16 protein-coding genes are annotated in these 20,115 nt (G+C 65.4%); 14 read left to right on the top strand and 2 right to left on the bottom strand.

The features are described from left to right. Positions 1 to 284 precede the first annotated feature (284 nt). The 5 genes from CHB74_RS02545 to CHB74_RS02565 all read left to right on the top strand — a co-directional run bounded on the left by CHB74_RS02545 (position 285) and on the right by CHB74_RS02565 (position 7,146). Positions 285 to 1,226: a DUF7064 domain-containing protein gene (locus CHB74_RS02545; RefSeq protein WP_089218053.1), complete on the top strand. Its 942-nt coding sequence runs from the start codon at positions 285 to 287 to the stop codon at positions 1,224 to 1,226. Continuing rightward, positions 1,223 to 2,536, top strand: a complete 1,314-nt coding sequence (locus CHB74_RS02550; protein ID WP_089218054.1) for a phosphotransferase family protein — start codon at positions 1,223 to 1,225, stop codon at positions 2,534 to 2,536. The genes CHB74_RS02545 and CHB74_RS02550 overlap by 4 nt, the downstream gene beginning before the upstream one ends. Positions 2,537 to 2,706: 170 nt before the next feature. After that, entirely contained in the window at positions 2,707 to 3,306 is a 600-nt protein-coding gene (locus CHB74_RS02555; protein ID WP_089218055.1) for a TetR/AcrR family transcriptional regulator, read from the top strand. 40 nt (positions 3,307 to 3,346) lie between these two features. Continuing rightward, the gene (locus CHB74_RS02560) at positions 3,347 to 5,527 is read left to right on the top strand and encodes a TonB-dependent receptor (protein ID WP_089218056.1); all 2,181 of its coding nucleotides are present in this window, start codon (positions 3,347 to 3,349) and stop codon (positions 5,525 to 5,527) included. A gap of 128 nt (positions 5,528 to 5,655) precedes the next feature. Further along, positions 5,656 to 7,146, top strand: a complete 1,491-nt coding sequence (locus CHB74_RS02565) for an MFS transporter (protein WP_245842558.1) — start codon at positions 5,656 to 5,658, stop codon at positions 7,144 to 7,146. An 863-nt stretch (positions 7,147 to 8,009) separates the two neighbouring features. On the opposite strand, the gene CHB74_RS02570 is transcribed toward CHB74_RS02565, so the two are convergent. Both CHB74_RS02570 and CHB74_RS02575 read right to left on the bottom strand, forming a co-directional pair. Then, entirely contained in the window at positions 8,010 to 9,173 is a 1,164-nt protein-coding gene (locus CHB74_RS02570; protein ID WP_245842561.1) for a YdcF family protein, read from the bottom strand. An 11-nt stretch (positions 9,174 to 9,184) separates the two neighbouring features. Further along, positions 9,185 to 11,707 (bottom strand): TonB-dependent receptor, encoded by a 2,523-nt coding sequence (locus CHB74_RS02575; RefSeq protein WP_089218058.1) that lies wholly within the window; start codon positions 11,705 to 11,707, stop codon positions 9,185 to 9,187. 125 nt (positions 11,708 to 11,832) lie between these two features. Between CHB74_RS02575 and CHB74_RS02580 the strand changes: the two genes are divergently transcribed. From CHB74_RS02580 to CHB74_RS02620, 9 genes are all read left to right on the top strand, one after another. Beyond that, entirely contained in the window at positions 11,833 to 12,945 is a 1,113-nt protein-coding gene (locus tag CHB74_RS02580) for an ROK family transcriptional regulator (protein WP_089218059.1), read from the top strand. A gap of 92 nt (positions 12,946 to 13,037) precedes the next feature. After that, positions 13,038 to 13,625: a TetR/AcrR family transcriptional regulator gene (locus CHB74_RS02585; RefSeq protein WP_179220685.1), complete on the top strand. Its 588-nt coding sequence runs from the start codon at positions 13,038 to 13,040 to the stop codon at positions 13,623 to 13,625. Positions 13,626 to 13,774: 149 nt separating this feature from the next. After that, entirely contained in the window at positions 13,775 to 14,968 is a 1,194-nt protein-coding gene (locus CHB74_RS02590) for an amidohydrolase family protein (RefSeq protein WP_089218061.1), read from the top strand. Positions 14,969 to 14,997: 29 nt separating this feature from the next. Next, positions 14,998 to 15,900, top strand: a complete 903-nt coding sequence (locus CHB74_RS02595; protein ID WP_089218062.1) for an amidohydrolase family protein — start codon at positions 14,998 to 15,000, stop codon at positions 15,898 to 15,900. 20 nt (positions 15,901 to 15,920) lie between these two features. Further along, the gene (locus tag CHB74_RS02600) at positions 15,921 to 16,706 is read left to right on the top strand and encodes an enoyl-CoA hydratase/isomerase family protein (RefSeq protein ID WP_089218063.1); all 786 of its coding nucleotides are present in this window, start codon (positions 15,921 to 15,923) and stop codon (positions 16,704 to 16,706) included. Positions 16,707 to 16,726: 20 nt separating this feature from the next. Continuing rightward, positions 16,727 to 17,518, top strand: a complete 792-nt coding sequence (locus CHB74_RS02605; protein ID WP_089218288.1) for an enoyl-CoA hydratase/isomerase family protein — start codon at positions 16,727 to 16,729, stop codon at positions 17,516 to 17,518. Further along, positions 17,518 to 18,747 (top strand): cytochrome P450, encoded by a 1,230-nt coding sequence (locus CHB74_RS02610; RefSeq protein WP_089218064.1) that lies wholly within the window; start codon positions 17,518 to 17,520, stop codon positions 18,745 to 18,747. Before CHB74_RS02605 ends, CHB74_RS02610 begins: the two co-directional genes overlap by 1 nt. Next, positions 18,744 to 19,691 carry a VOC family protein gene (locus tag CHB74_RS02615; RefSeq protein WP_089218065.1) on the top strand — a complete coding sequence of 316 codons (948 nt, stop codon included), beginning with the start codon at positions 18,744 to 18,746 and terminating at the stop codon, positions 19,689 to 19,691. The genes CHB74_RS02610 and CHB74_RS02615 overlap by 4 nt, the downstream gene beginning before the upstream one ends. Before the next feature lie 14 nt (positions 19,692 to 19,705). After that, a complete protein-coding gene (locus tag CHB74_RS02620; RefSeq protein ID WP_089218066.1) occupies positions 19,706 to 20,113 on the top strand; it encodes a VOC family protein in 408 nt (135 codons plus the stop codon). The last annotated feature ends 2 nt before the right edge of the window (positions 20,114 to 20,115 follow it).

Genomic DNA, 20,115 nt, shown 5'->3' on the forward strand with positions numbered 1-20,115 from the left:
CGTCGGTAAATCAGCGGGTTGACGGCATAGCGTCTGCCAATGTTCGGCCGGATGCCTTGGCCGCCGGGCAACCGGACCGTGATGTTGACGGCATTAGATGCCGGCATGGAGCCGATACCGCCATGCTCGCCGGTAGAATTGTGCGCGGCGGGAAGACCTTCAAGCCGGCATCGCATGGAAGCGGTGGCGTTGGCGCCGTGTGAGTCGCTGCGCCGATCGCAGGGGGCTTGCCAAGGCCGGACGATCTTTTTAGTCCATATGGATTAAAAAGAGGAGGGGCGGCCATGCTGCGGGCTGAAGACAGGATGCACGAACCCGGTGCGGACGAAAGCTGGTTCGAATCCTGGTGGTTCGCCTTCTATGTGCCGGAGCGCCGGACCACCGTTTACGTCTATCCGTGGTTCCGGCCGAATCTGGGCCTGTGCGGCGGTGGCGTGTTCGCCTGGGATGATCGCGGATCGCTGCCATGGACGATGCTGCACCATGATTATGGCTGGAGCCGTCGCTATGATGGCGAGGCTGCGATGCTGGACGGCGCGCGGCTGACGACGCCGCAGGGCGTGATGATCGACGTGATCGAAAGCGGGCATCGCTATCGCATCCGTTATGACACACCGGCGCTGGCGTTCGATGTCGAGTTCGCGGCGACCGCCGATGTGGTGGCGACATCGGCCACCACCGCCGATCCCGGCGTCTTCAAGGGCCATATCGATCAGCCGGGCCGGTATCGCGGTTGGGTTCGCGTGGGCGATGAGCGGCTGGACGTGGATTGCCATTGCGTGCGCGATCGCAGCTGGGGGCCACGGCGCGACGATATGACCGACATGCATATCGGCTATTTCCACGCCACGGCATCGGCGCGCGATGCCTTCCTGATCGTGACGCATGGAGGCGCCGATACCGAGCGTTTCACGATGCTTTCGGGCTATCTGATCCGCGATGGCATCCATGCGCCGCTGGTGGAGGGAACGGCGCGGATGGTGCGGGGCGACGATCTGTCGCCCGCCGCCTGCATCGTCGAGGCCCGCGACGCGCAAGGGCGCGAGTTCGTGGCGACCGGCCACAGCATCACGCGGATGGCGGTGCAGGTTCAGCCGGGCATGTTCAACTGGTCCAGCTTTGCCGAATGGCAGTGGGACGATGTGAAGGGCCATGGCGAATTGCAGGATACGTGGCATCCGGATGGCTATCGCGCGTTCGCGCGCCAGCGGGGAGCGAAGGCATGATCGGCATCGTCGACGATCCGGCAAAGGACGCGGCGCTCAGGGCCTGGATCGAAGAGCGTTGCGGTGCCGGCATAGCTTCGGTCCACCGGGTCAGCGGCGGGGCCTTCCGCACGAGCAGCCGGGTGGAGCTTGCGGGGCCCGATGGTCGCCCGGGCTGCGCTTTCCTGAAGATCGACCTAGGATCGGCGCCGAAGACGCCGTTCGATTTGCGCCGCGAGCATGGGCTGCTGGCCCGGCTGGACGGCAGGGCGCGTGCGCCGCGCGTGATCGGCTGGCACGAAGGCGCGACCGCGATGGCGATGGAATGCCTGCCGGGCGAAGCCGTTTACGCGACGATCCAGGACGACGCGCATCGCGCGCGGATCGAGCGATCCTTCGTCGACGCGCTGGCCGAGTGCCATGCGGTCGACATCGCCTCGCTCGCGCTGGATCATCTGCCCGCCGGGCTTTCGATCGGGCAGGCGATCGCGCAGGAACTGGCGATGTGGGAGGCGCTGCTCGACGAGGGAGTTGCCGACCCCGATCCGTTGACCTTGTTCGCCTTCCGCTGGCTGCACCAGCGCCTGCCGAAGGACGATCGGCCCGCCGTGCTGGTGCAGGGCGATGCCGGGGCCGGAAACTTCCTGTTCGATGACGAGCGGGTGACGGGCGTCGTCGACTGGGAGATGACGCATCTTGGCCATCCGCTGGAAGATATTGGCTGCGTGCTGGCGCGATCGCTGGTGCAGCCGATGGCGAGCGCCGAACATCTGCTGGCCCTGTATAACGCGGCTTCGGGCGTGGCGTGGACGCGCGACGAACTGCTTTATGTGACGGTGCTGGTGATGGCGCGGTTCAGCGTGCCGATCGCACTGGCGTTGGAAAGCCGCCACACGGGCCTCGATTATGGATTGACCAACAGCTATTTCCGGCTGTCGCAAATATCGCTGGTCCGGCTGATCGCGCTTGCTGAAAATGTGGCGCTGGACGAAGCGGTGCCTGCTTATGGCGCGCGACCGCCGATCGATTTCGAGTTTGATTATCTGCGCGACGTGCTGGGCCGGATCGTGCGGCCGGCGGTGGACGATCCCTATGTCGGCTACCGGCTTGACGGCGCGATCGGCCTGATCGGCTATCTCGGCGCGGCGCTCGGCACGGAAGCGCCTGCGGCGCGCGAGGACCGCGATGTCATGCGCAAGCGATATGCCGATCAGATCGCGGCGAGGGATATCGGCCCGACCCTGCAGGCGTTCCTGAGTGACGCGCTGTGGCGTGAAAAGCTGATGCGCGACATGCTGGGGCCGCTGCATGGCCGCCGTGTCGATCTGTGAGCGGCGCGCGCTGTCCGGCCGACCATCCGTTTTCGTCCATGTGGATTGTGAAGTTGACTTTATAATCCATGTGGACGATTAAAAATGCATGGCATCTTCCCTCGCCCCTGCGGAGCATCTTAGGAGCCGGATGACGGCGCCTTGCGCCCGTCGAGTCGGGGAGGAACCTAATGCCGAAGATCGTCGACCATGACGAACAGCGCCGCATCATCGCCGCGGCCGCCGTGCGCTGGATCGCGAGCCACGGCCTGGAAACATTGTCCCAGCGCAATGTCGCCGCGCTCAGCGGCCGATCTAAGGGCAATGTTCAGCATTATTTCCCCGACAAGGCGTCGCTCATGTTCGGGGCGCTCAAATGGGTTTCGGGCGAACGGGCCGAGCGCGCGCGGGCGCTGCCGGGCGACCCGGATGCCGACGATCCGTTCGCGACGCTCAGCCGGCGGCTTTACGCGGTGCTACCCACCGACGAGAAGCGCGCCGACGAGTGGCGCGTGCGCCTTTCGCTCTATGTCTACGCGCATAGCGATGGCGACATGCAGGCCTATCTGGCGGAGCATGGCCGCGAGCTTGCCGAGACCGGCACCGCCCAGATCCGCGCCTGCCAGGCGAAGGGCGAGGTGCGCGCCGATCTCGATCCGGCACTTACCTATCAGCGTCTGTCCGCCGCCGTATCCGGCATCGCCGTCGCCGCGCTTGCCAATGGCGGCGCGATCGGCCCGGCCGAACAGGAGGCCATGCTTGCCGAAGTGTTGAAGTCCATCGCCGCCTGACGAGGGTCGCCAGAACCCTCCGGGCCAAAGGGAGGGTAGAATGAAAATCCGGACACTGTTCGTGGCGGTCGGTTGTGCCGCCTCCACCACCGCTGTGGCCCGCGCGCAGGAGGCGACCGCGCCGCAGAGCGGCTTGGAGGAGATCGTTGTCACCGCCCAGAAACGGGCGGAAAACCTGCAGGAAGTGCCGATCTCGATCGTCTCCCTCGGCAATGAGAAGCTCACCGATCTCAACATCGATCGCTTCACCGATGTCGGCTTCACCGTGCCGGGCCTGCGCCTGAGCCAGCACCCGACGACGCCCTTTTCGACACGCCTGTTCATCCGTGGCATCGGCAACAATGACGCGCAGGTGACGCAGGATCCGGCGGTCGGCGTCTATGTCGACGGCGTCTATGTCGCGCGGTCGACAGGGCTGGCCTTCGATTTCGGCGATGCCGAGCGGGTGGAGGTGCTGCGCGGCCCGCAGGGCACCCTCTATGGCCGCAACACCACGGGCGGGGCGATCAACATCGTCACCCGCCGACCCAGCGGCGAGGCCGGCGCCGATGTGGAATTGGGCTATGGTACCAAGGATTATTTCCGTGCGCTGGGCCGCATCGAATTTCCCGAATTCGCGGGCATCGCCAGCAGCCTGACCGCGATCTATTCGGAGCGCGACGGGCTGGTGGAGAATGCCGGACCGGGCAAGGATTTCGGCGAGAATGATCGCTGGGGCGTGCGCTTCGTGGCGGCGGCCGACCTGTCGGACAATCTCGACGTCTTCTTCAGCTTCGACCATTCGCTCGAGCATAATACGCCCTTCTACTACCAGGCCGAGGATGTGCTGCCGGGGTTCGAAGCTTTCGTTCCGGTGGCGCCGAAACGGGTGAAGCGCGCGACGCTGGCCGCGCCGGTGGAACAGAGCCGGCTGCGCACCGACGGCCTGGCGCTGACGCTGACATGGCAGCCATCCGACACGCTGACCTTGAAATCGATCACCGGCTATCGCGCGTTCAACGCCAGCGCTTATGCCGATTTTTCCAGCAATCCGGTGGCCACGTTGTTTCGCACCAACCGGCAGGATACCGACCACCATCAGTTCAGCCAGGAAATCCAGCTGCTCGGCAGCGGGTTTGACGATCGGCTCCAATATATTCTCGGCGGCTACCTCTTTTCGGAAAAGGCCGACCAGACCGAAGATTATGATGCCGGTTCGTTCATCATCAGCAACCGCTTCATCTATGCCAAGAACAAGGCGCAGGCGCTGTTCGCCAACGGCACCTGGGCGTTCAGCGAGCAACTAAAGCTGACGGTGGGCGGGCGTTATTCCTGGGATCAGCGCCGCGCGACCAAGGACAATATCGATTTCACCCTGCCCGATCCGGCGACGGGGATGCCGCCTTACCCGTTCGTCGGCAATGGCGACAAAAACTTCTCCAAGTTCAATCCGTCCGCCAACATTTCATGGCAACCGGCCGACGACCTGAATCTCTACGCCAAAGTGGTGACGGGCTATCGCTCCGGCGGCTTCGGCACGGGGGCCGCCAGCAAGGAAGATTTCGAGCGCGGCTTTGACGAGGAGAATCTGACCTCGTTCGAAGCGGGCGTGAAATGGCAGGGCTGGGATCGCCGGCTGCAGTTCAACAGCGCCTTTTTCTATTCCAAGTACAAGGACATTCTGATCGACCTCGCGGTGCTCGGCGCTCCGCAGTTCGTTGCCAGCTTCAACGCCGGGCGCGCGCGCATTTACGGGGCCGAGCTGGATCTGAGCCTGTTGCCGGTCGAGGCGATCCGCTTCGATCTCAGCTATGCCTATCTCAACGCCAAATATACCGAGGTGCTCGATCCGCAGACGGGCGCGGACGTCACCGACCTGTTCAAGTTTCCCAATGCGCCGAAGAACAGCTTCAGCATCACCGCCGACGCCGAACTGACCCGGATCGACGATGCGCCGCTGCACCTGATCCTGAACTATGCCTGGCAGGACAAGGTGGTGACGACCGCGCCCTATATCGAGCGGCCGGGCGCGAGGATCGGGGCCTATGGCCTGCTCAATGGCCGGCTGGAACTGAAGCAGCTGCCGCTGGGCGCGGGCACGGTGGATCTGGCGCTGTGGGGACGCAACCTGACCGACAAGGCCTATGTGATCGATTCGACGGGCAGCTTCCCATGGTCGACCAAGATCAAGGCCTATGGTGAACCGATGACGCTGGGGGTGGAAGCCCGGCTGCATTTCTGAGGCGCGTGCCCGGTCTGAAGGGGGGCGGCAGCGGCCTGCGTCGCAAAAGTGAAAGGATCGCGGGGTAGGTGCGGGGCGGGCCCGCTCCGCCGGCCTTTCACTTTTGCACGGACAATCGGGCGCCCGACGTGGTTCGCAAGTTCACCGAAGGCCGCATGCTGGCTTATGCGTCCGGCAATTTCGGCAAGGCGCTGGTCTTTTCCGGCGCCGACCTGACGATCCTGTTCCTGCTAACCGATCTGCTGGGCCTTTCCGCCATGGCGGCGGGTTCGCTGATGCTGTTTGCGCTGTGTGGCGATCTTGTCTTCGATCTCGTGGCGGCGCGGCTGGTGATCCGGTTGCGGCACGCCGGGAAAGGCTATCGCTGGATGGTGGCCGCCGCGGCGATCCCGTGCGGGCTGGCCTTTGCGCTGCTTTATGCCATGCCGGCGCTGGGCATGCGCGAGATCTGGGCGCTGGCGTTGGCGCTGCTGGTGTTCCGCGGTGCCTATGCGGTCATCGATGTGCCGCATAATGCGCTGATGGCGCAGATCACCAGTGACAGCCGGGCGCGGGGACGGGTGTCGGGGTATCGGCTGATGTTCAGCACGGCGGCCGCGCTGGCGCTCGCCACCATCCTGACCCCGCTGGTGCAGCAAGCGGGAAGCGAGCAGGCGTTCGACCGGCTGGCGATCACCGGCATGATCGCGGGCATGGTCTTCATCGTGACGATGATCCTTTGCGCGCTCACCTCGAATGACGGTGCCGGTCGGCCGATTGCGGACACGCCGTGCGAGGACGGGATCGCCATCCCGCTGGGCGATCCGATGGTGATGGCGATGGCGCTGCTGGGCCTGCTGACCGGATTCTTCGTCCCCGCTTTCGCCCGCACGCTGCTTTACATCGGCAGCTATGTCGTCGCGCGGCCGGAACTTGTGCCCGGCCTGCTGCTGGCGCTGACCTTCGGCCAGTTTGCCGGGGTACTTTTGTGGACGGCGTTGACCGGCCGGTTCAGCAAGAGCGCGTTGCTCGCCATGGGCGGCGGAGCGGGCGCCATCGGGCTGATCCTGTTCGCGCTGTGCCTGCCATGGCCTGCCGCGCTGATCGGCTGTGCGGCGTTGATCGGCTTCGGCCTCGCCAGCGTCTATATGTTGCCCTGGGGCCTGCTGGCCGACGCGGTGGACGTCGTCGCCTGGCGGCATGGCCGGCGCTTCGAAACCGGCATGTTCGCGGGATATCTGGTGGTAGTGAAGGCGAGCGGTGCGGCATCGGCGGCGGCGATCGGCTGGGTGCTGGACGGGCTTGGCTATGTGCCGGGGCAAGCGCAGGCGCCGGCGGTGCAGGCGGGCATCATTGCGCTGGGGCTGGGGTTGCCGCTGATCGGCTGCCTAAGCGCGATCCTGCTGATGCGCCGGTTCGATCTGGGCCATGCGCGCCATGCCCGCCTGATCGCCGGATTGGCGCGCAGGCGGGCGCGGCGCGATGCTCAATCCGGTGCCGAACCGGTTTCCGGGTTGAAGCGGGGATTGGCGAAATCGAGCGGCGACGGTTCGACCGGCGCGGGCGGGCTGGCGCTTTCCGCCCAGGCGCGGCAGAGCATATCGCGCAGCATGGTGGCACCGGCCGTCGCCCGTTCGTAAACCAGCGCGCGCACGTCCTTGTCGGCGAAATTGGTGAAGCCATCGCGCTTTTCGAGGGCGTAGACGCTTTCCATCTTGCCGCCCGCTTCATCGAGGAAGGCGAGAACCGCGTCGAACATGTCGCCGGTGCGGCGCCCCGGCGCGCCGATCCGTGGCGCGATATCGGCGGTGGTGAGCTTCATGCCATCGACGAACTTGCCCTCGAACCGGCCATGGATGCTCCGTTCGCGGGTATAGCCCTTGGGATTGTCGCTCAGCCAGCCATCGGCGTGGATGGTATCGTGCAGCGGCTGCGCGCCATCGCCGATATAATGGCCGAGCCGAATGACCTGGAAGGCGCAATGCTGTTCGGGGATCGACGCGTCGCCGCCTTCGGCCGCCGCCTTGCGCACCTGGCGCATGCACACCACCAGCCGGTCATAAGCCTCGATTGCGGCATAAGGCAGAGTGCCGGTCCAGCGGACATTGGTGCGCGCGGCGGTGGCCGGATCGCTGTCCTTGATCGTTTCATAATGCTTGTAGAGGGCAAGGACGAATTCATGGCGCGAACGCGGGATCGGCTTCACGAAGCTGAACTGTTCGCGGAACCAGCCATGGTTGGGATCTTCCTCCATCTTGGAGAAATTTTCCGAATTGCCGCGCCAGTTGTCGGGCAGCGAGGCCGAGGCGGCGATATAATCGACATAGCGGCGCAGGAATACCGGGCCGTCATCGGGAATGGCATCGATCGCCGCGCGATCGATCACCGCATGGGCGGTATGGCCCCATGCGTGCGCGGCCGTGGGGGTAAGCGCAAGCGCGCTGATCGACGTGGCGAGGGCAAGTATGAGGGCACGCATCAGCATGTCTCCTGTGAAAAGAAATCAGGGATCGAGAGGATCGCGCGGATCGACACGGGCGGATTGCGGCGACGGCCGGAACAGAAGCTCCGTCGGCGAGAGGCGGCGGCCGATCTTGCCCGGCTCATAACCGAGCTCCGCCATGTTGCGCGCCGCGAAGATCGGGCTTTCGATATAGCCGCTCTGCTGCGGGTTGCAGACGATCAGCATATCGCGATCGAGCGGCGCGCCCATGGCCATCGCCAGCCGTGCGGCGTTGCGCAAATTGGTGGTGGTGTGGCGGGCATAGGGTTCGATCAGGATCGCATCCGCCGGAATGCCATGGCGTTCGATCAGCACGTTCCGCATCTCCTCCGCCTCGGTGAACGGCGTCGCGCGCGGATGCGCCCGGCCGCCCGAAACGATGATGAAGGGCGTTTCGCCCTTCGCGAAGCGGCTGGCGGCGAGCCGGAGATGATATTTGCCCCACGGGCTGAGGGCCATGCCGTCGACCTCCGGCCCGACGCCGGTGACGATCATCGCGCTGTAGCGATAGGCCTTCCAGTCGAGCGATTTCGCGCGCGCCATCGCGGCGGCGTTAAGGCCGTCGGTCAGCGGATCGAAGCCGATCGCGTCGATGCGATCGCCGCCGTCGAGCAGCGCCAGCGCATAATCGACACTGGCATCGAAACCCTGCGCCGAATGCGCGCGGGGCGTGCGCGACAGCCAGTCGGCGGCCTGCAGGCGGGAGCGTTGCTCGAGCGGTTCGAGCGGGCCGCTGCCGTCGATCTTCGGATAGCGCGACACCTGGCCCAGCCCATAGGTCTGGACGATGATGTTGAGGCCTTCGAGTTCGCGCCTGGCCTGCGCGCCGCGCCCATCATCGGACGCGGGAAGACGATGGGCGGCGGCGACCGCGCCGGCGACGGCCTGAACCTCGGCGTCGGTCCAGATCAACGCCTGCGCGTTGCAGGCGAGATCGCTGGCGCAGGCGGTGCTGCGCTGTTGCCGGGCGGCCAGCAGAGCCGACATGCCGGGGCTGCGCATGATCGCGTCGCGGGCAGCGGCATCACGGCCGATCGCGTCGAGCAGCGGGAAGAGGCGCTGCGACAGCTTTTCGACGGTCACGTCGCGAACCGCCCCGGCCGAAGCCGGGACGGTCGCGAGCATGACGGCGGCGGTGGCGAGCAGGGTCGCCACACGGGTCATGCGGTGCCGCATTACCAGGACTTGCTGACCACGAGGCGGAAGTTGCGGCCGAAGATCGGGCGGCCGTAGATCGCCTCCGCGCTGCCCTGACCGGCGAGTTCGTCGGTCCGGGTATTGCCTTCGGTCAGGCCGTGGGCGTTGAACAGATTGTCGCCGACCAGTTGGAGCTGCCAGCTGCCGCGCCGTGCCGACACGCCCGCGCCGATCGTGCCATAAGCCGGCAGCGCGGTGTTGTTGTAGAGATCGACGAAACGCTTACCCATGTAGGTGTAGCGGCCGTAGATCGAGACATCGGTGTCGCCGGTCTGGAAATCGAAGCTCGGCCGGACGTTGCCATAGATCTTGGGCTGGCGAACGATCTGGTTGCCTTCGACGAGTTCCGGATTGGCGCCGGTGGCGCTCTGGAAGCTCTTATATTTCGGATCGCTGATCGTCAGCGCGCCGTTGAGCTTGAACCATGGCGTGACCGCCAGGCTGCCATCGAATTCCACGCCCTTCACCTTGGCTTCGCCGATGAAGGGCACGTTCACGTCGTTGCGCCCCGTGGTCGGATCATAAGCGAGGAACGACGCGTTCAGCGGATCGAAGTTGGTGTAGAAGCCGGTGACGTAGAGATAGGAGCGGCCGAAGGCGAGCTTGAGGCCGGCTTCGAACTGGTCGGCCACGGTGGTGATGCGGGTCGGGTTGATCGACATCACCGTCTGCACGTTCGGCGGCGTTTCGAGGTGCGACGCGCGGCCATAGATGCCGACATTGGCCGAGAAATCGTAATTGGCGCCGAGCGTCCAGTTGGTGACCTTGGGCTTCAGCTTCTGGTTGATGATCACGCCGGTGAAGGCGCGCGTGGTATCGTCGGCCAGCGTGGTCGCATCGCCCAGATTCGCCTGTTCGGTGAGCGCCGCCCAGCCCTTGTAGCTGTAGCGTTCGTGGCGGATGCCGCCGTCGACGCGCAGGCCGGGCAGGATTTCCCAGGTGTCGTTGGCGTAGATCGCCACCATCGTGGCATCCGAATCGCCGTCGTTGAGCGTGGCGGCATAGTTGAGCACGCCATTGTCGGTGACGCGGCCGATCACGGCACCGGCGCTGTCATAGGCGACGAGATCGAGCGTGCGCGGCTCGCCGGCGACTTCGATCAGATAGTTCTGGAAGTGCTGGAAGCGATCCTCGCCATAGGCGCTGGCATAGACGCCGACCTTGATGTCGTGCGTGCCGAAGCCGGTTTCGAACTGCCGGGCGACCGAAATGTCGCTCTGCGCCGAATAGAAGTTCGACTGCACGTCGCGATACTGGCCCTGCATCACGAGGCCCGAGGCCGAATAGGGATCATAGACGGTGTCGGTGCCGGCGAGGACATAGCCGAACCGGCTGACCGGGCCGAAGGCGGCGGTGGCGCGGTTCAGATAGCCGGCGGCGAAGGCATCGCCGTCGGCCGGGTTGGTCGTCGAATAGAAGGCCGAGAAACGCAGCTTGCCCTGCGTGTAGCCGGCCTTGGCGGAGACCAGCCAGCCATCGAAATCCCCTTCATATTGCGCACCGAAATTGAGCATCCGCATGTGGCGACCATCGGCAAGGTCGTTGCTGCGGCTGACGATCTGGCCCGATCCGTCGCGGTGGATGAGGTTGACGTTGCGGAACGCCGGCGAGTTCATCGTGCCGGTGAAATAATCGATATAGGGATCGAGCGAGACGCTGGGGTTGCGCGGATCGGCGATCGGAATCGGCAGATAGAAGACGTTGTGATCGTTGACATAGTTGACGTTGAACTTGACGAAGCCGTTATCCGTCACGTGCTTGATATTGGCGCGGATCTGGCCGCCCTTGTCATTGGGGAAGCCGTTGTCGCGATAGCCGTCATGATAGCGCATGAAGCCGCCGACGGCATAATAGGTGTCTTCGCCGAGCGGGCCGGCCTGATAGGCATCGAGGCGATAGAGGCCGGTATCGCCCAGCGTGATCTGCGCCTTGCCGCGATGTTCGTCGCTGCCGGTGACGGTGATGGCGTTGATGATCGCGCCCGAATAGCTGGCATAGACCGGCGCCGGGCCGCCGCGCACCACTTCGACGCGGTCGGTCATCAGATCCTGCTTCAGGATCGCGTCGCCACGGAAGAAGACGCCGTCATTTTCATGGAACAGCGGCAGGCCGTCCTGCTGGAAGCTGACGAAGCCGCCGTCATTGGGCAGGCCGCGAATGCGGTAGATATTCTGCACTTCGCCGCCGGTGATTTCGGTCTGGAAGCCGGGGAGCTGGCCGATCAGATCGGCGAAGTTGACGGGCGCGATCTTTTCCACGTCGACCGGCGACAGGGTGTTGATCGCATAGGACACATCGAAACGGCGCTGCGCGCGGGTCGATCCGGTGACGACGATGTCGCTCGGCGCGTCGCCGGCGGCGGCTTCCGGTGCGGCGGCGGCATCGGGCGCAGCATCGGCCGCGGCGTCGGCCACGGCGTCGGAATGCGCCAGCGCCGGCGCGGCGAAGGCGGTGCAAAGCGCCGCAAAAGCGGTGCCGGCGGTAAGCAAGGTCTTGAGCATGTGCGTCCCCTTTGGTTGTTCGGGGGCGCCTCTAGGCAGGCGATATGACGCTTTTAATTATTATTGTGAAAATAAATAATAGAACCTAGAGCGGCGCCATCGTCGGCTTCAGAGCGGGTGGCGCCATGCCTTTTCCGGCACTCGACAAGGATCAGAAGCGCATCATTCACATTCTGCGCCGATCGGGGCCGCTGTCGCGGTCGGCACTGGCGGCGGGGCTGGAAATCAGTGGCGCCGCGCTGACCCGCCTGTCGCGCGACCTGCTGGCGCTGGGCATTGTCGAGGAAATCACCGATGGTGAAGCCCATGGCCGGGGCCGGCCGGCGGTTCCGCTGCATCTGGCGCGCAAGGGCGGCTATGCCGTCGGGGCGACCGCGCACAAGGGTCTGATCGAAATCACGCTGGTCGATTTCACCGGCGCGACCATCGCCAGCCATCACGAAGCCGTGGCGCCGATGGCCCCCAAGGCATTCGCCCGCCGGGTGCGCCAGCTGACCCACCAGCTGGTTGAACGCCACGATCTGCTCGGCCGCCGGATGCTGGGCATCGGCATTGCGGTGCCGGGTCCGGCAACTTCGCTGGAAGGTGATCGCTGGAGCGTTGTCGACGTGCTGCCCGGATGGCGCGATGCGCCGCTGCGCGAGATTTTCGGGGCGGAATTCGGCTGGCCATTGTGGATTGAAAATGATGCCAATGCCGCCGCGATCGCCGAATTCTATCTGGGCGGGCTGATTCGCGAATTTTCGACAGCGGTGGTGTTGCTGCTCGGCTTCGGCATCGGCGCGGGAACGATCGTTGACGGCCGGCTGATGCGGGGACAGTTCGGCGCGGCGGGGGAAATCGGCGCGCTGTTTCCCGGCGATCTGCCACGCCCCAGCCCGCTCGACCTGCTCGACAATCTCCGCGCGGCCGGCTGTGAGCTTGCGTCGGTGGCGGATATCGACCCCGAGGCGGCCGATCAGGCGCCGACGATCCGATGCTGGCTGGATCGGGCGGCATCGCAGCTCGAAGGGCTGTGCACGACTGCCTTCGCCTGGATCGACCCCGGCGCCATCGTCCTTGCCGGCACCGTGCCATTACCGATCCTGCAAGGCCTGGCCGATCGCCTCGACCGCGCCGAACCGATCAAGGCGGCGTGCCATGGCCGGTCGTCGATCCGCGTATCCCGACTGCGCGGCTCGCCGATCACGCTGGGCGCGGCCTTGCTGCCCATCCACGCCCTTTCCGCACTGGACTAGCGCGTCACGGCCGGCATTGCGGTGGGCAATCGGTTTGCGTTACGCCGCGTCGCATGCGCTGCATCGGCGCGAATGGACGGAGCGGGGCCGAATTGACCAGGCAAGCGGGCAAGGTGGGACGGCCACGGAGCGAGGGAGCGGAGCGGGCGATTCTCGACGCGACGCTGCAATTGCTGGCGTCCGAAGGCTATGCCGGCTTCACGCTGGACAAGGTGGCGGCGCTGGCGCGGGTGAGCAAGGCGACGATCTATCGCCGCTGGCCGTCGAAGGAGCATCTGGTGATCGCGGCTTTCGACCGATCGCCGCCGCTGACGCCGGACGACAAGGGCGGGTTGGTCGACGACCTGATCCATGTCGTGCTGCAGTTCATCAATGTGGTGAAGACGACGCCGCTGCTTACGGTACTTCCGGTTCTTGTCAGCGCGCGTTCGCAGAACCCCGCCCTCGCAGAAATTTTCAATCCCTGGCTGGACCAGCGCCGCGCGCCGGTGAAGCAGATCGTGGAGCGCGCGGTGGCGCGCGGGGATTTGCCCAAGGCGCTCGATCTCGACATGGCCGAGGACATGGTGATGGGCCCCGTGATCCTGCGGTTGTTCTTCTATGGACAGGCCGATCTCGGCCGCGTCGCGGTGCGCGAGCTGGTGATTCAAGCGGTGCGCGGAATGGGTGGCGAGGTCTGATCCCCGCAGGGGATTCGCGACGCGAAGGTGATACCAATTCATTGAAATGAAGTGATTAGTTGGTGGCGGGTGGCACCCGCTTGCCAGCCCGATATTTCGCACATATACGGGTACTCATAGTTTCGTATTTAGGTGCGAGGGAGAGACCCATGGCCAAGACCGACCTGGGACGGCGCAGCACCGGCAGGATCACGCCGACGGCCACAAAATCGGGGCTGGAAGGGCGGCTGCTGGATTGCGACGCCCATCTCTACATGGAGCCGGAGGTGATGGCGGAGATCGTCGGCCCGGTGGGCGGCGGCTTCGTGCTCGATTTCCTGCGCGGCTATCATGGATCGCCCGAGGATATGGCGGCGCGCGCGCAGAATCGCGAGGATGTGTGGGGGGTGAAGGGGATCAGCGCCTTGGGTGCGCTCGACCCCGCGGATCGCCTGACGGCGATGGACATGACCGGCATCCGCGCCCAGCTGCTGTTCCCCAACACCGCGTTGATGGAATTGCGCGGAGAGGGACAGGCGGCGCGCGATGCCTGCCGGCGTTATAATGATTATGCGGTCGACTGGACGCGGCGCGCGGCCGGGCGGGCCCGCGCCGTCTGTCAGATCAACATGTCCGACGTGGATCTGGCGATCGCCGAGCTGGACCGCGTGCTCGCAATGGGCGCGCAGGGCATTCTGATGGGCTGCGCGCAGCCGCCGGCCGGCGTTTCGCCCGCGAACACGCTGTGGGATCCGTTCTGGGCGCGGCTGGAAGCAGCCGGAGTGCCCGCGCTGCTGCATATCGGATCGGGCGGGGTGATGACGACCACGGCCGAGGACCCGATGCTGCCGCCGCGCGGCTTTGCCAATGCCGATACGCTGCGCAAGGCGTTCGAAGGCCGGCCGGGCGGCGAGGAGGCGATCGGGCCTTATTATGTGCTGGTCTGCCACATGGCGCCCGAAGTGTGGGTGATGACGATGGTGATGGGCGGCGTGTTCGAACGCTTCCCCAGGCTGGCATTGGGCATCATCGAGGTCGGCGCATCATGGGTTGGCCCGATGTGCGAGCGGATGGACGCGCATGCCGATCTGATGGCGAAGGTGGGCTTTACCTTTTCGATGAAGCCGAGCGAGTTCGTGCGCCGGAACGTGCGGGTGACGCCGTTCTGGAGCGAAGATCTGTGCACGATGGTCGATCGCTATGGCCTGTCGGAAGTCTATGTCTTCAACAGCGATTTTCCGCACATCGAAGGCAGCCGCGATCCGGTGGGCAAGTTCCGCAAATGGACCGACCGGATGGACCCTGCCTACGAACCCCAATTCTACTGCGAGAATGCCGAACTGTTGTTTCCGGGTCTGCAGTGATCGGCCGTTTCGCGAAAGGGCGCTGACCGATGGCGATGCCACGTGACGTTGCGGTGATCGATACGATGCTCGATCTCCCCTATCTCTATCGCAACTGGAACCAGGCCTGGTCCAAGGTGCTGATGGACAAGGAGAGCAGGAGCGGGAAGGAGACGCACCCGGCCTTCTACATGTTCAAGGACCCGGTCGACCTGCCGCGCGGCGACGACCCGATCGGCGGCACGCTGGCCGAGATGGATCGGTTCAACATCGGCATGGCGGTGATCGGCCTGACCGATGACCTGGCGATCGAGGCGGTGACCCGCCACCCGGACCGGTTTGCCGGCCAGCTAGCCGTCGACCCCAATCAGGGGATGGAGGCGGTGCGCGCATTGGCCGAGGCGCATGAACGGCACGGCATCGTGGCGGCGAGCTTCTTTCCCTGCGGCGTCGGCGTGCCGATCGACGACAAAAGGGCCTTCCCGATCTACGCCAAGTGCGTCGAGCTGGACATTCCGATCTTCGTCAATGCCGGCGTGCCGGGGCCGCGCATGCCGATGGCGCCGCAGCATGTGGAGCGGATTGACGAGGTGTGCTGGTTCTTCCCCGAACTGAAGTTCATCATGCGCCACGGGGCGGAGCCGTGGACGGCGTTGGCCGTCAAGCTGATGCTGAAATATCCGAACCTCTATTATTCGACATCAGCCTTCGCGCCCAAATATTTCCCCAAGGATATCATCGATTACGCAAATACGCGCGGCGCCGACAAGATCATGTATGCGGGCTATTACCCGTCCGGCCTGTCGCTGGAACGCAGCTTTTCCGAACTGCCCGGCGTGCCGCTGCGCGATCATGTGTGGCCGAAATTCCTGCGCGAGAATGCCGAGCGGGTGTTGAAGCTGGGCGATCGCAGCGCGCGTGCCGCCGACGCGGCCAGCCGCGCATCGGCCTGAGCGAAAAGCGAGGAAGGGCCATGGCCGAAGAGATCTTGCTGGAACGCGATGGGGCGATCGCTATCCTGACCATCGCCAACCCGGCGCGGCGAAATGCCTTTACGCCCGATATGCGACGCGCGCTGAGCCGCCATCTGGAGGTGTTGGCGACCGACCCGGACTGCCGCGCGATCATCCTGGCCGGTGCCGATGGCCATTTCTGCGCCGGCGCCGACCTTTCGCGCGTCGACCCCGCGCAACCGCCGATGAGCGCGATCGCCCTGCGCGAGAATACCAAGCAGGTGCACCAGCTTGTTCGGGCGCTTTTCAGTGGGCCGAAGCCGGTGATCGCAGCGGTGGAGGGGCTGGCCTTTGGCGGCGGGCTGGGCCTTGCGCTTGCCTGCGATCATGTGGTGGCGGCGCGCACTGCCCGTTTTGGCGCGGCGTTCGCCAAGGTGGGCATCATCGCCGATGTCGGCGTGCTCCACACCCTTCAGATCCGGCTTGGCGTGGCCCGGGCGAAGCGTTTCCTGGCGCTGGGCGAACAGGTGGACGGCGAGGCGGCGGTGCGCATCGGCCTTGCCGACGATCTGGCCGAGACGGGCGCGGCGCTGGCGACGGCCAAGCAGGTGGCCGGCCGCTATGCCGAGGCCGCGCCGCTTTCGATCGCCTACACCAAGGCCGCTTATGCGCGCGGGCTGGAGACGCTGGAGGACACCTTCCAGGCCGAACTGGATTATCTGCCACTGACCGTTGCGTCCGAGGATTTTCGCGAGGCGCTGACCGCCTTTCGTGAAAAGCGGCCGCCGAGGTTCACCGGCCAATGAGCGGTGGGGAAAGGCAGAATATGCCGGCCTATGAGACGCTGGATTATGCGATGGATGACGGCATCGTCGTCATCACGCTCGCCCGGCCGGAGCGGCACAATGCGCTGAATTCCGTGATGGACCGGGAATTGCCGCTGGCTTGGCGGCGTTTCGAGGAGGATCCCGAAGCGCGTGTCGCGATCATCACCGGGAGTGGCCGGGCGTTCTGTGTGGGCGCCGACCTTGCCGATCTGCCGAGGCAGGATGAGACGGTCGACATCGATGCCATACGCTGGACATCCCTGCAAAACCGCGTGTGGAAGCCGGTGATAGCGGCGGTGAACGGCATGGCATGCGGCGGCGGCCTGCATTTCGTGGCGGATTCCGACATCGTGCTCGCCGCCGACCATGCGACCTTTTTCGACCCGCATGTTGCCGTGGGGCTGGCATCGGTGATGGAGCCGATCTGCCTTGCCCGGCGGATGCCGCTGGGCGCAGTGCTGCGGCTGGCGCTGGTGGGGGGCTCCGAACGACTGTCGGCGGGCGAGGCGCTGCGGCTGGGCATGGTGGACGAGGTGCTGGCGCCCGACCGGCTGATGGCGCGGGCGCGCGAACTGGCGGCGCTGATCAAGCGGCATTCGCCATCGGCGCTGAAGCGCAGCAAGCAGGCGATCTGGGAAGCGCAGGAACTGGGCCTTACCGACGCGCTGAAGCAGGGATGGCGCCATATCGAGGCGCAGATGGCCCACCCGGACGTAAGCGAGGGCGCCCAGGCCTTTCTTGAACGCCGCCCCGCGCAATGGCGGCCCTATGAGCCGGATGGAGAGGTTTGATGATCGTGCGGCCTGACGATTATGATCCCTATTCGCATGCGGCGATGGCGGACCCGGAGCCGTTTTACGCGGCGCTGCGCGAAACCGGCGCGCCGCATTATCTGCCGCAATATGATGCCTGGGCGATCACCTGCTTCGACGATGTGACGCGTGCCAGCCTGCGCGCCCATGCACTGGACTTCACGCGCGGACAGACGCCGGGACAGGTGTTGTTGGGCGAACCCGTGCCGGCGACCTTCATGACGCTGAATCAGGAGGCGCACCGCCGCTGGCGCAATGTGCTGGCGCCTTATTACACGCCGGCGGGCGTGGCGGCGGAGGAGGCGCGGCTGACGGAACTGAGCCGTTCGATCCTTGCCCCATTGCTGGCGCAGGGCCGGATGGACGTGTTCGGCGATTTCGCCAATCGGGTGATGGTGTTCAACGCCGGTTACAATCTGGGTTTCCCGGAGCAGGACGCCATCTGGGTGCGCGAGCGGATCGACGACATGATGCATCGCGAGCCGGGCCAGGTGGGCATGGTTTCTGCGCGCAATCAGGAAGCGGCGGGGGCGCTGTTCGGCTATCTGCATCAGTTCGTCGGTGGATTGCGGGCCGAGCCAGGCCGCGCGCTGCGCCATACCAAGGCGCTGATCGAGGCCGAGGTGGATGGCCAGCGCCTTTCCGACGAAGAGATGGTGTCCAACCTGTTTTCGCTGCTGGTGACGGGATCGGAAACGACGCCGATGGCGGTGGCGGGCACGATTTACTATCTGGCGCGCCACCCGGACCAGAAACGGCGCGTGCTCGCCGATCCGGGGCTGGCCGGCGCGGCCTTCCGCGAAACGCTGCGCTTCGACCAGCCGACCAATATGCTGGCGCGTTACGTGCACAGCGATTTCGAACTGGGCGGACGCCAGATCCGCGCGGGGCAGCGGCTGCTGCTGATCTATGCCGCCGCCAACCGCGACGAGACGCGGTTCGAACGCGCGCATGATTATGATCTTGGGCGTTATGCGGGCAATGGCGCCATCGTTCGCGATGCATCGTTCGGGGCGGGCGCGCATTTCTGCCTGGGCATGCATCTGGCGCTGACCGCCGGCACGATCATGGTGCGCCAGTTGCTGGAGGCGGTGGGCGATTTCGAGCTGATCGAGGCCGGGTGCCGCCGCGCTTATGGCGAATTTCTGGCCGGGTTCACCCAGGTGCCGATCCAGTTCCAACCGATCGATGGAGGCCGCGGCCAATGAAGATACGTCGTCTGGGCTATGCCGGCTTCACTTGCCCCGACCCCCAAGCCTGGCTGGCTTATGGCACCGACATTCTTGGCCTGATGCCCGCGCGCGTGGTGCCCGGCGCGGCTTGGGGCGAGCCGGGCAAGCCGGGTGCGCTGCCGCCGGGCAGCGGGACGGGCATCGCGGCCGATGGCAGCGTCTATCTGAAGATCGATGACTGGCAGTGGCGCATCGCGATTCACAAGGGCGAGGGCGGCCTGCGCTATTTCGGCCTCGAACTCGGCAGCCAAGCGGAGCTGGAAGCGGCGGTGGCGGAGCTGGAGGCGGCGGGGCACGCCGCCGCGCTGGCACCGGCCGCCGACGCGGCCGCGCGCGGCGTGACCGGGCTTGCCCGCACGAAGGATCCGGCGGGCAATGCGATCGAGCTGTTTTACGGGCCGACGATCGACCGCAAGTTCGTGTCGCCACAGGGCATGCGCTTCGTGACCGGGGCGATGGGGCTGGGCCATATCAACCTCGTCGTCGACCGGCTGGCCGAGTGCCAGGCCTTCTACATGGACGTGCTGGGTTTCCGGCTGACCGACTTCGTGCGCTTCGGCCCCGACATGTCGGCCAACTTCTACCATTGCAACGAACGCCACCATTCGATCGGCCTGTGCCGTGTCGGCCCGGTGAACGGGTTGCATCATCTGATGCTGGAAGTGGAGGAGATCGACGATGTCGGCAAATGCCTGTCGCGCGTCGAGGCGGCGGGCGTGGCGGTGACGAGTTCGATCGGCCGGCATGTGAACGACAATATGTTCTCCTTCTACATGCGCGGGCCATCGGGCTTCGACGTCGAGATCGGCTGCCACGCCATCAAGGTCGGCGCGGACTGGACGCCGAGCGAATTCGTGGAAGGCGATGTGTGGGGACATAAGGGCCTGGACGCCGAGGCGCTGCGGGAGGCGGCCCGATAAGGGAGGATCAGCCGATGCCGGCGAAATTGACCAAGTTCGTGCTCGATATTGGCATGGTGACGGACGATGCGCCGGCGGCGCTCGCTTTCTTCCGCGACCTGCTCGGCTTCACCGAGGCGGGGAGCGTGCCGTTTCCCGGCGTCGGCACCGTCCGGCGGCTGAGTTGCGGCGAAACCACCTTTCGCATCCTTGAACTGGAACGGGCGGCACCGGCCCAGGCGCATGCCGGCGCCTTCACCGATCAGACGGGGTTGCGTTATCTGACGCTGGAGGTGGCCAATCTTGACGAACTGGTGGCCGAGGCGGTGGGTGCGGGTTATCCCAATCCGGTGCCGCCGCGCGAATTGCGCCCCGGCGTGCGGGTGGCGCAGATCGGCGACGGGCGCGGCATCACCGTCGAACTGATGCAGATCGGGGCTTAGCA

It is taken from the genome of Edaphosphingomonas laterariae (assembly GCF_900188165.1).
Taxonomy (GTDB): domain Bacteria; phylum Pseudomonadota; class Alphaproteobacteria; order Sphingomonadales; family Sphingomonadaceae; genus Sphingomonas_E; species Sphingomonas_E laterariae.

Coding starts and splice junctions, on each gene's coding strand:
- CHB74_RS02545 (WP_089218053.1), top strand. CDS start 285: ATGCTGCGGGCTGAAGACAGGATGCACGAACCCGGTGCGGACGAAAGC.
- CHB74_RS02550 (WP_089218054.1), top strand. CDS start 1,223: ATGATCGGCATCGTCGACGATCCGGCAAAGGACGCGGCGCTCAGGGCC.
- CHB74_RS02555 (WP_089218055.1), top strand. CDS start 2,707: ATGCCGAAGATCGTCGACCATGACGAACAGCGCCGCATCATCGCCGCG.
- CHB74_RS02560 (WP_089218056.1), top strand. CDS start 3,347: ATGAAAATCCGGACACTGTTCGTGGCGGTCGGTTGTGCCGCCTCCACC.
- CHB74_RS02570 (WP_245842561.1), bottom strand. CDS start 9,173: ATGACCCGTGTGGCGACCCTGCTCGCCACCGCCGCCGTCATGCTCGCG.
- CHB74_RS02575 (WP_089218058.1), bottom strand. CDS start 11,707: ATGCTCAAGACCTTGCTTACCGCCGGCACCGCTTTTGCGGCGCTTTGC.
- CHB74_RS02580 (WP_089218059.1), top strand. CDS start 11,833: ATGCCTTTTCCGGCACTCGACAAGGATCAGAAGCGCATCATTCACATT.
- CHB74_RS02590 (WP_089218061.1), top strand. CDS start 13,775: ATGGCCAAGACCGACCTGGGACGGCGCAGCACCGGCAGGATCACGCCG.
- CHB74_RS02595 (WP_089218062.1), top strand. CDS start 14,998: ATGGCGATGCCACGTGACGTTGCGGTGATCGATACGATGCTCGATCTC.
- CHB74_RS02600 (WP_089218063.1), top strand. CDS start 15,921: ATGGCCGAAGAGATCTTGCTGGAACGCGATGGGGCGATCGCTATCCTG.
- CHB74_RS02605 (WP_089218288.1), top strand. CDS start 16,727: ATGCCGGCCTATGAGACGCTGGATTATGCGATGGATGACGGCATCGTC.
- CHB74_RS02610 (WP_089218064.1), top strand. CDS start 17,518: ATGATCGTGCGGCCTGACGATTATGATCCCTATTCGCATGCGGCGATG.
- CHB74_RS02615 (WP_089218065.1), top strand. CDS start 18,744: ATGAAGATACGTCGTCTGGGCTATGCCGGCTTCACTTGCCCCGACCCC.
- CHB74_RS02620 (WP_089218066.1), top strand. CDS start 19,706: ATGCCGGCGAAATTGACCAAGTTCGTGCTCGATATTGGCATGGTGACG.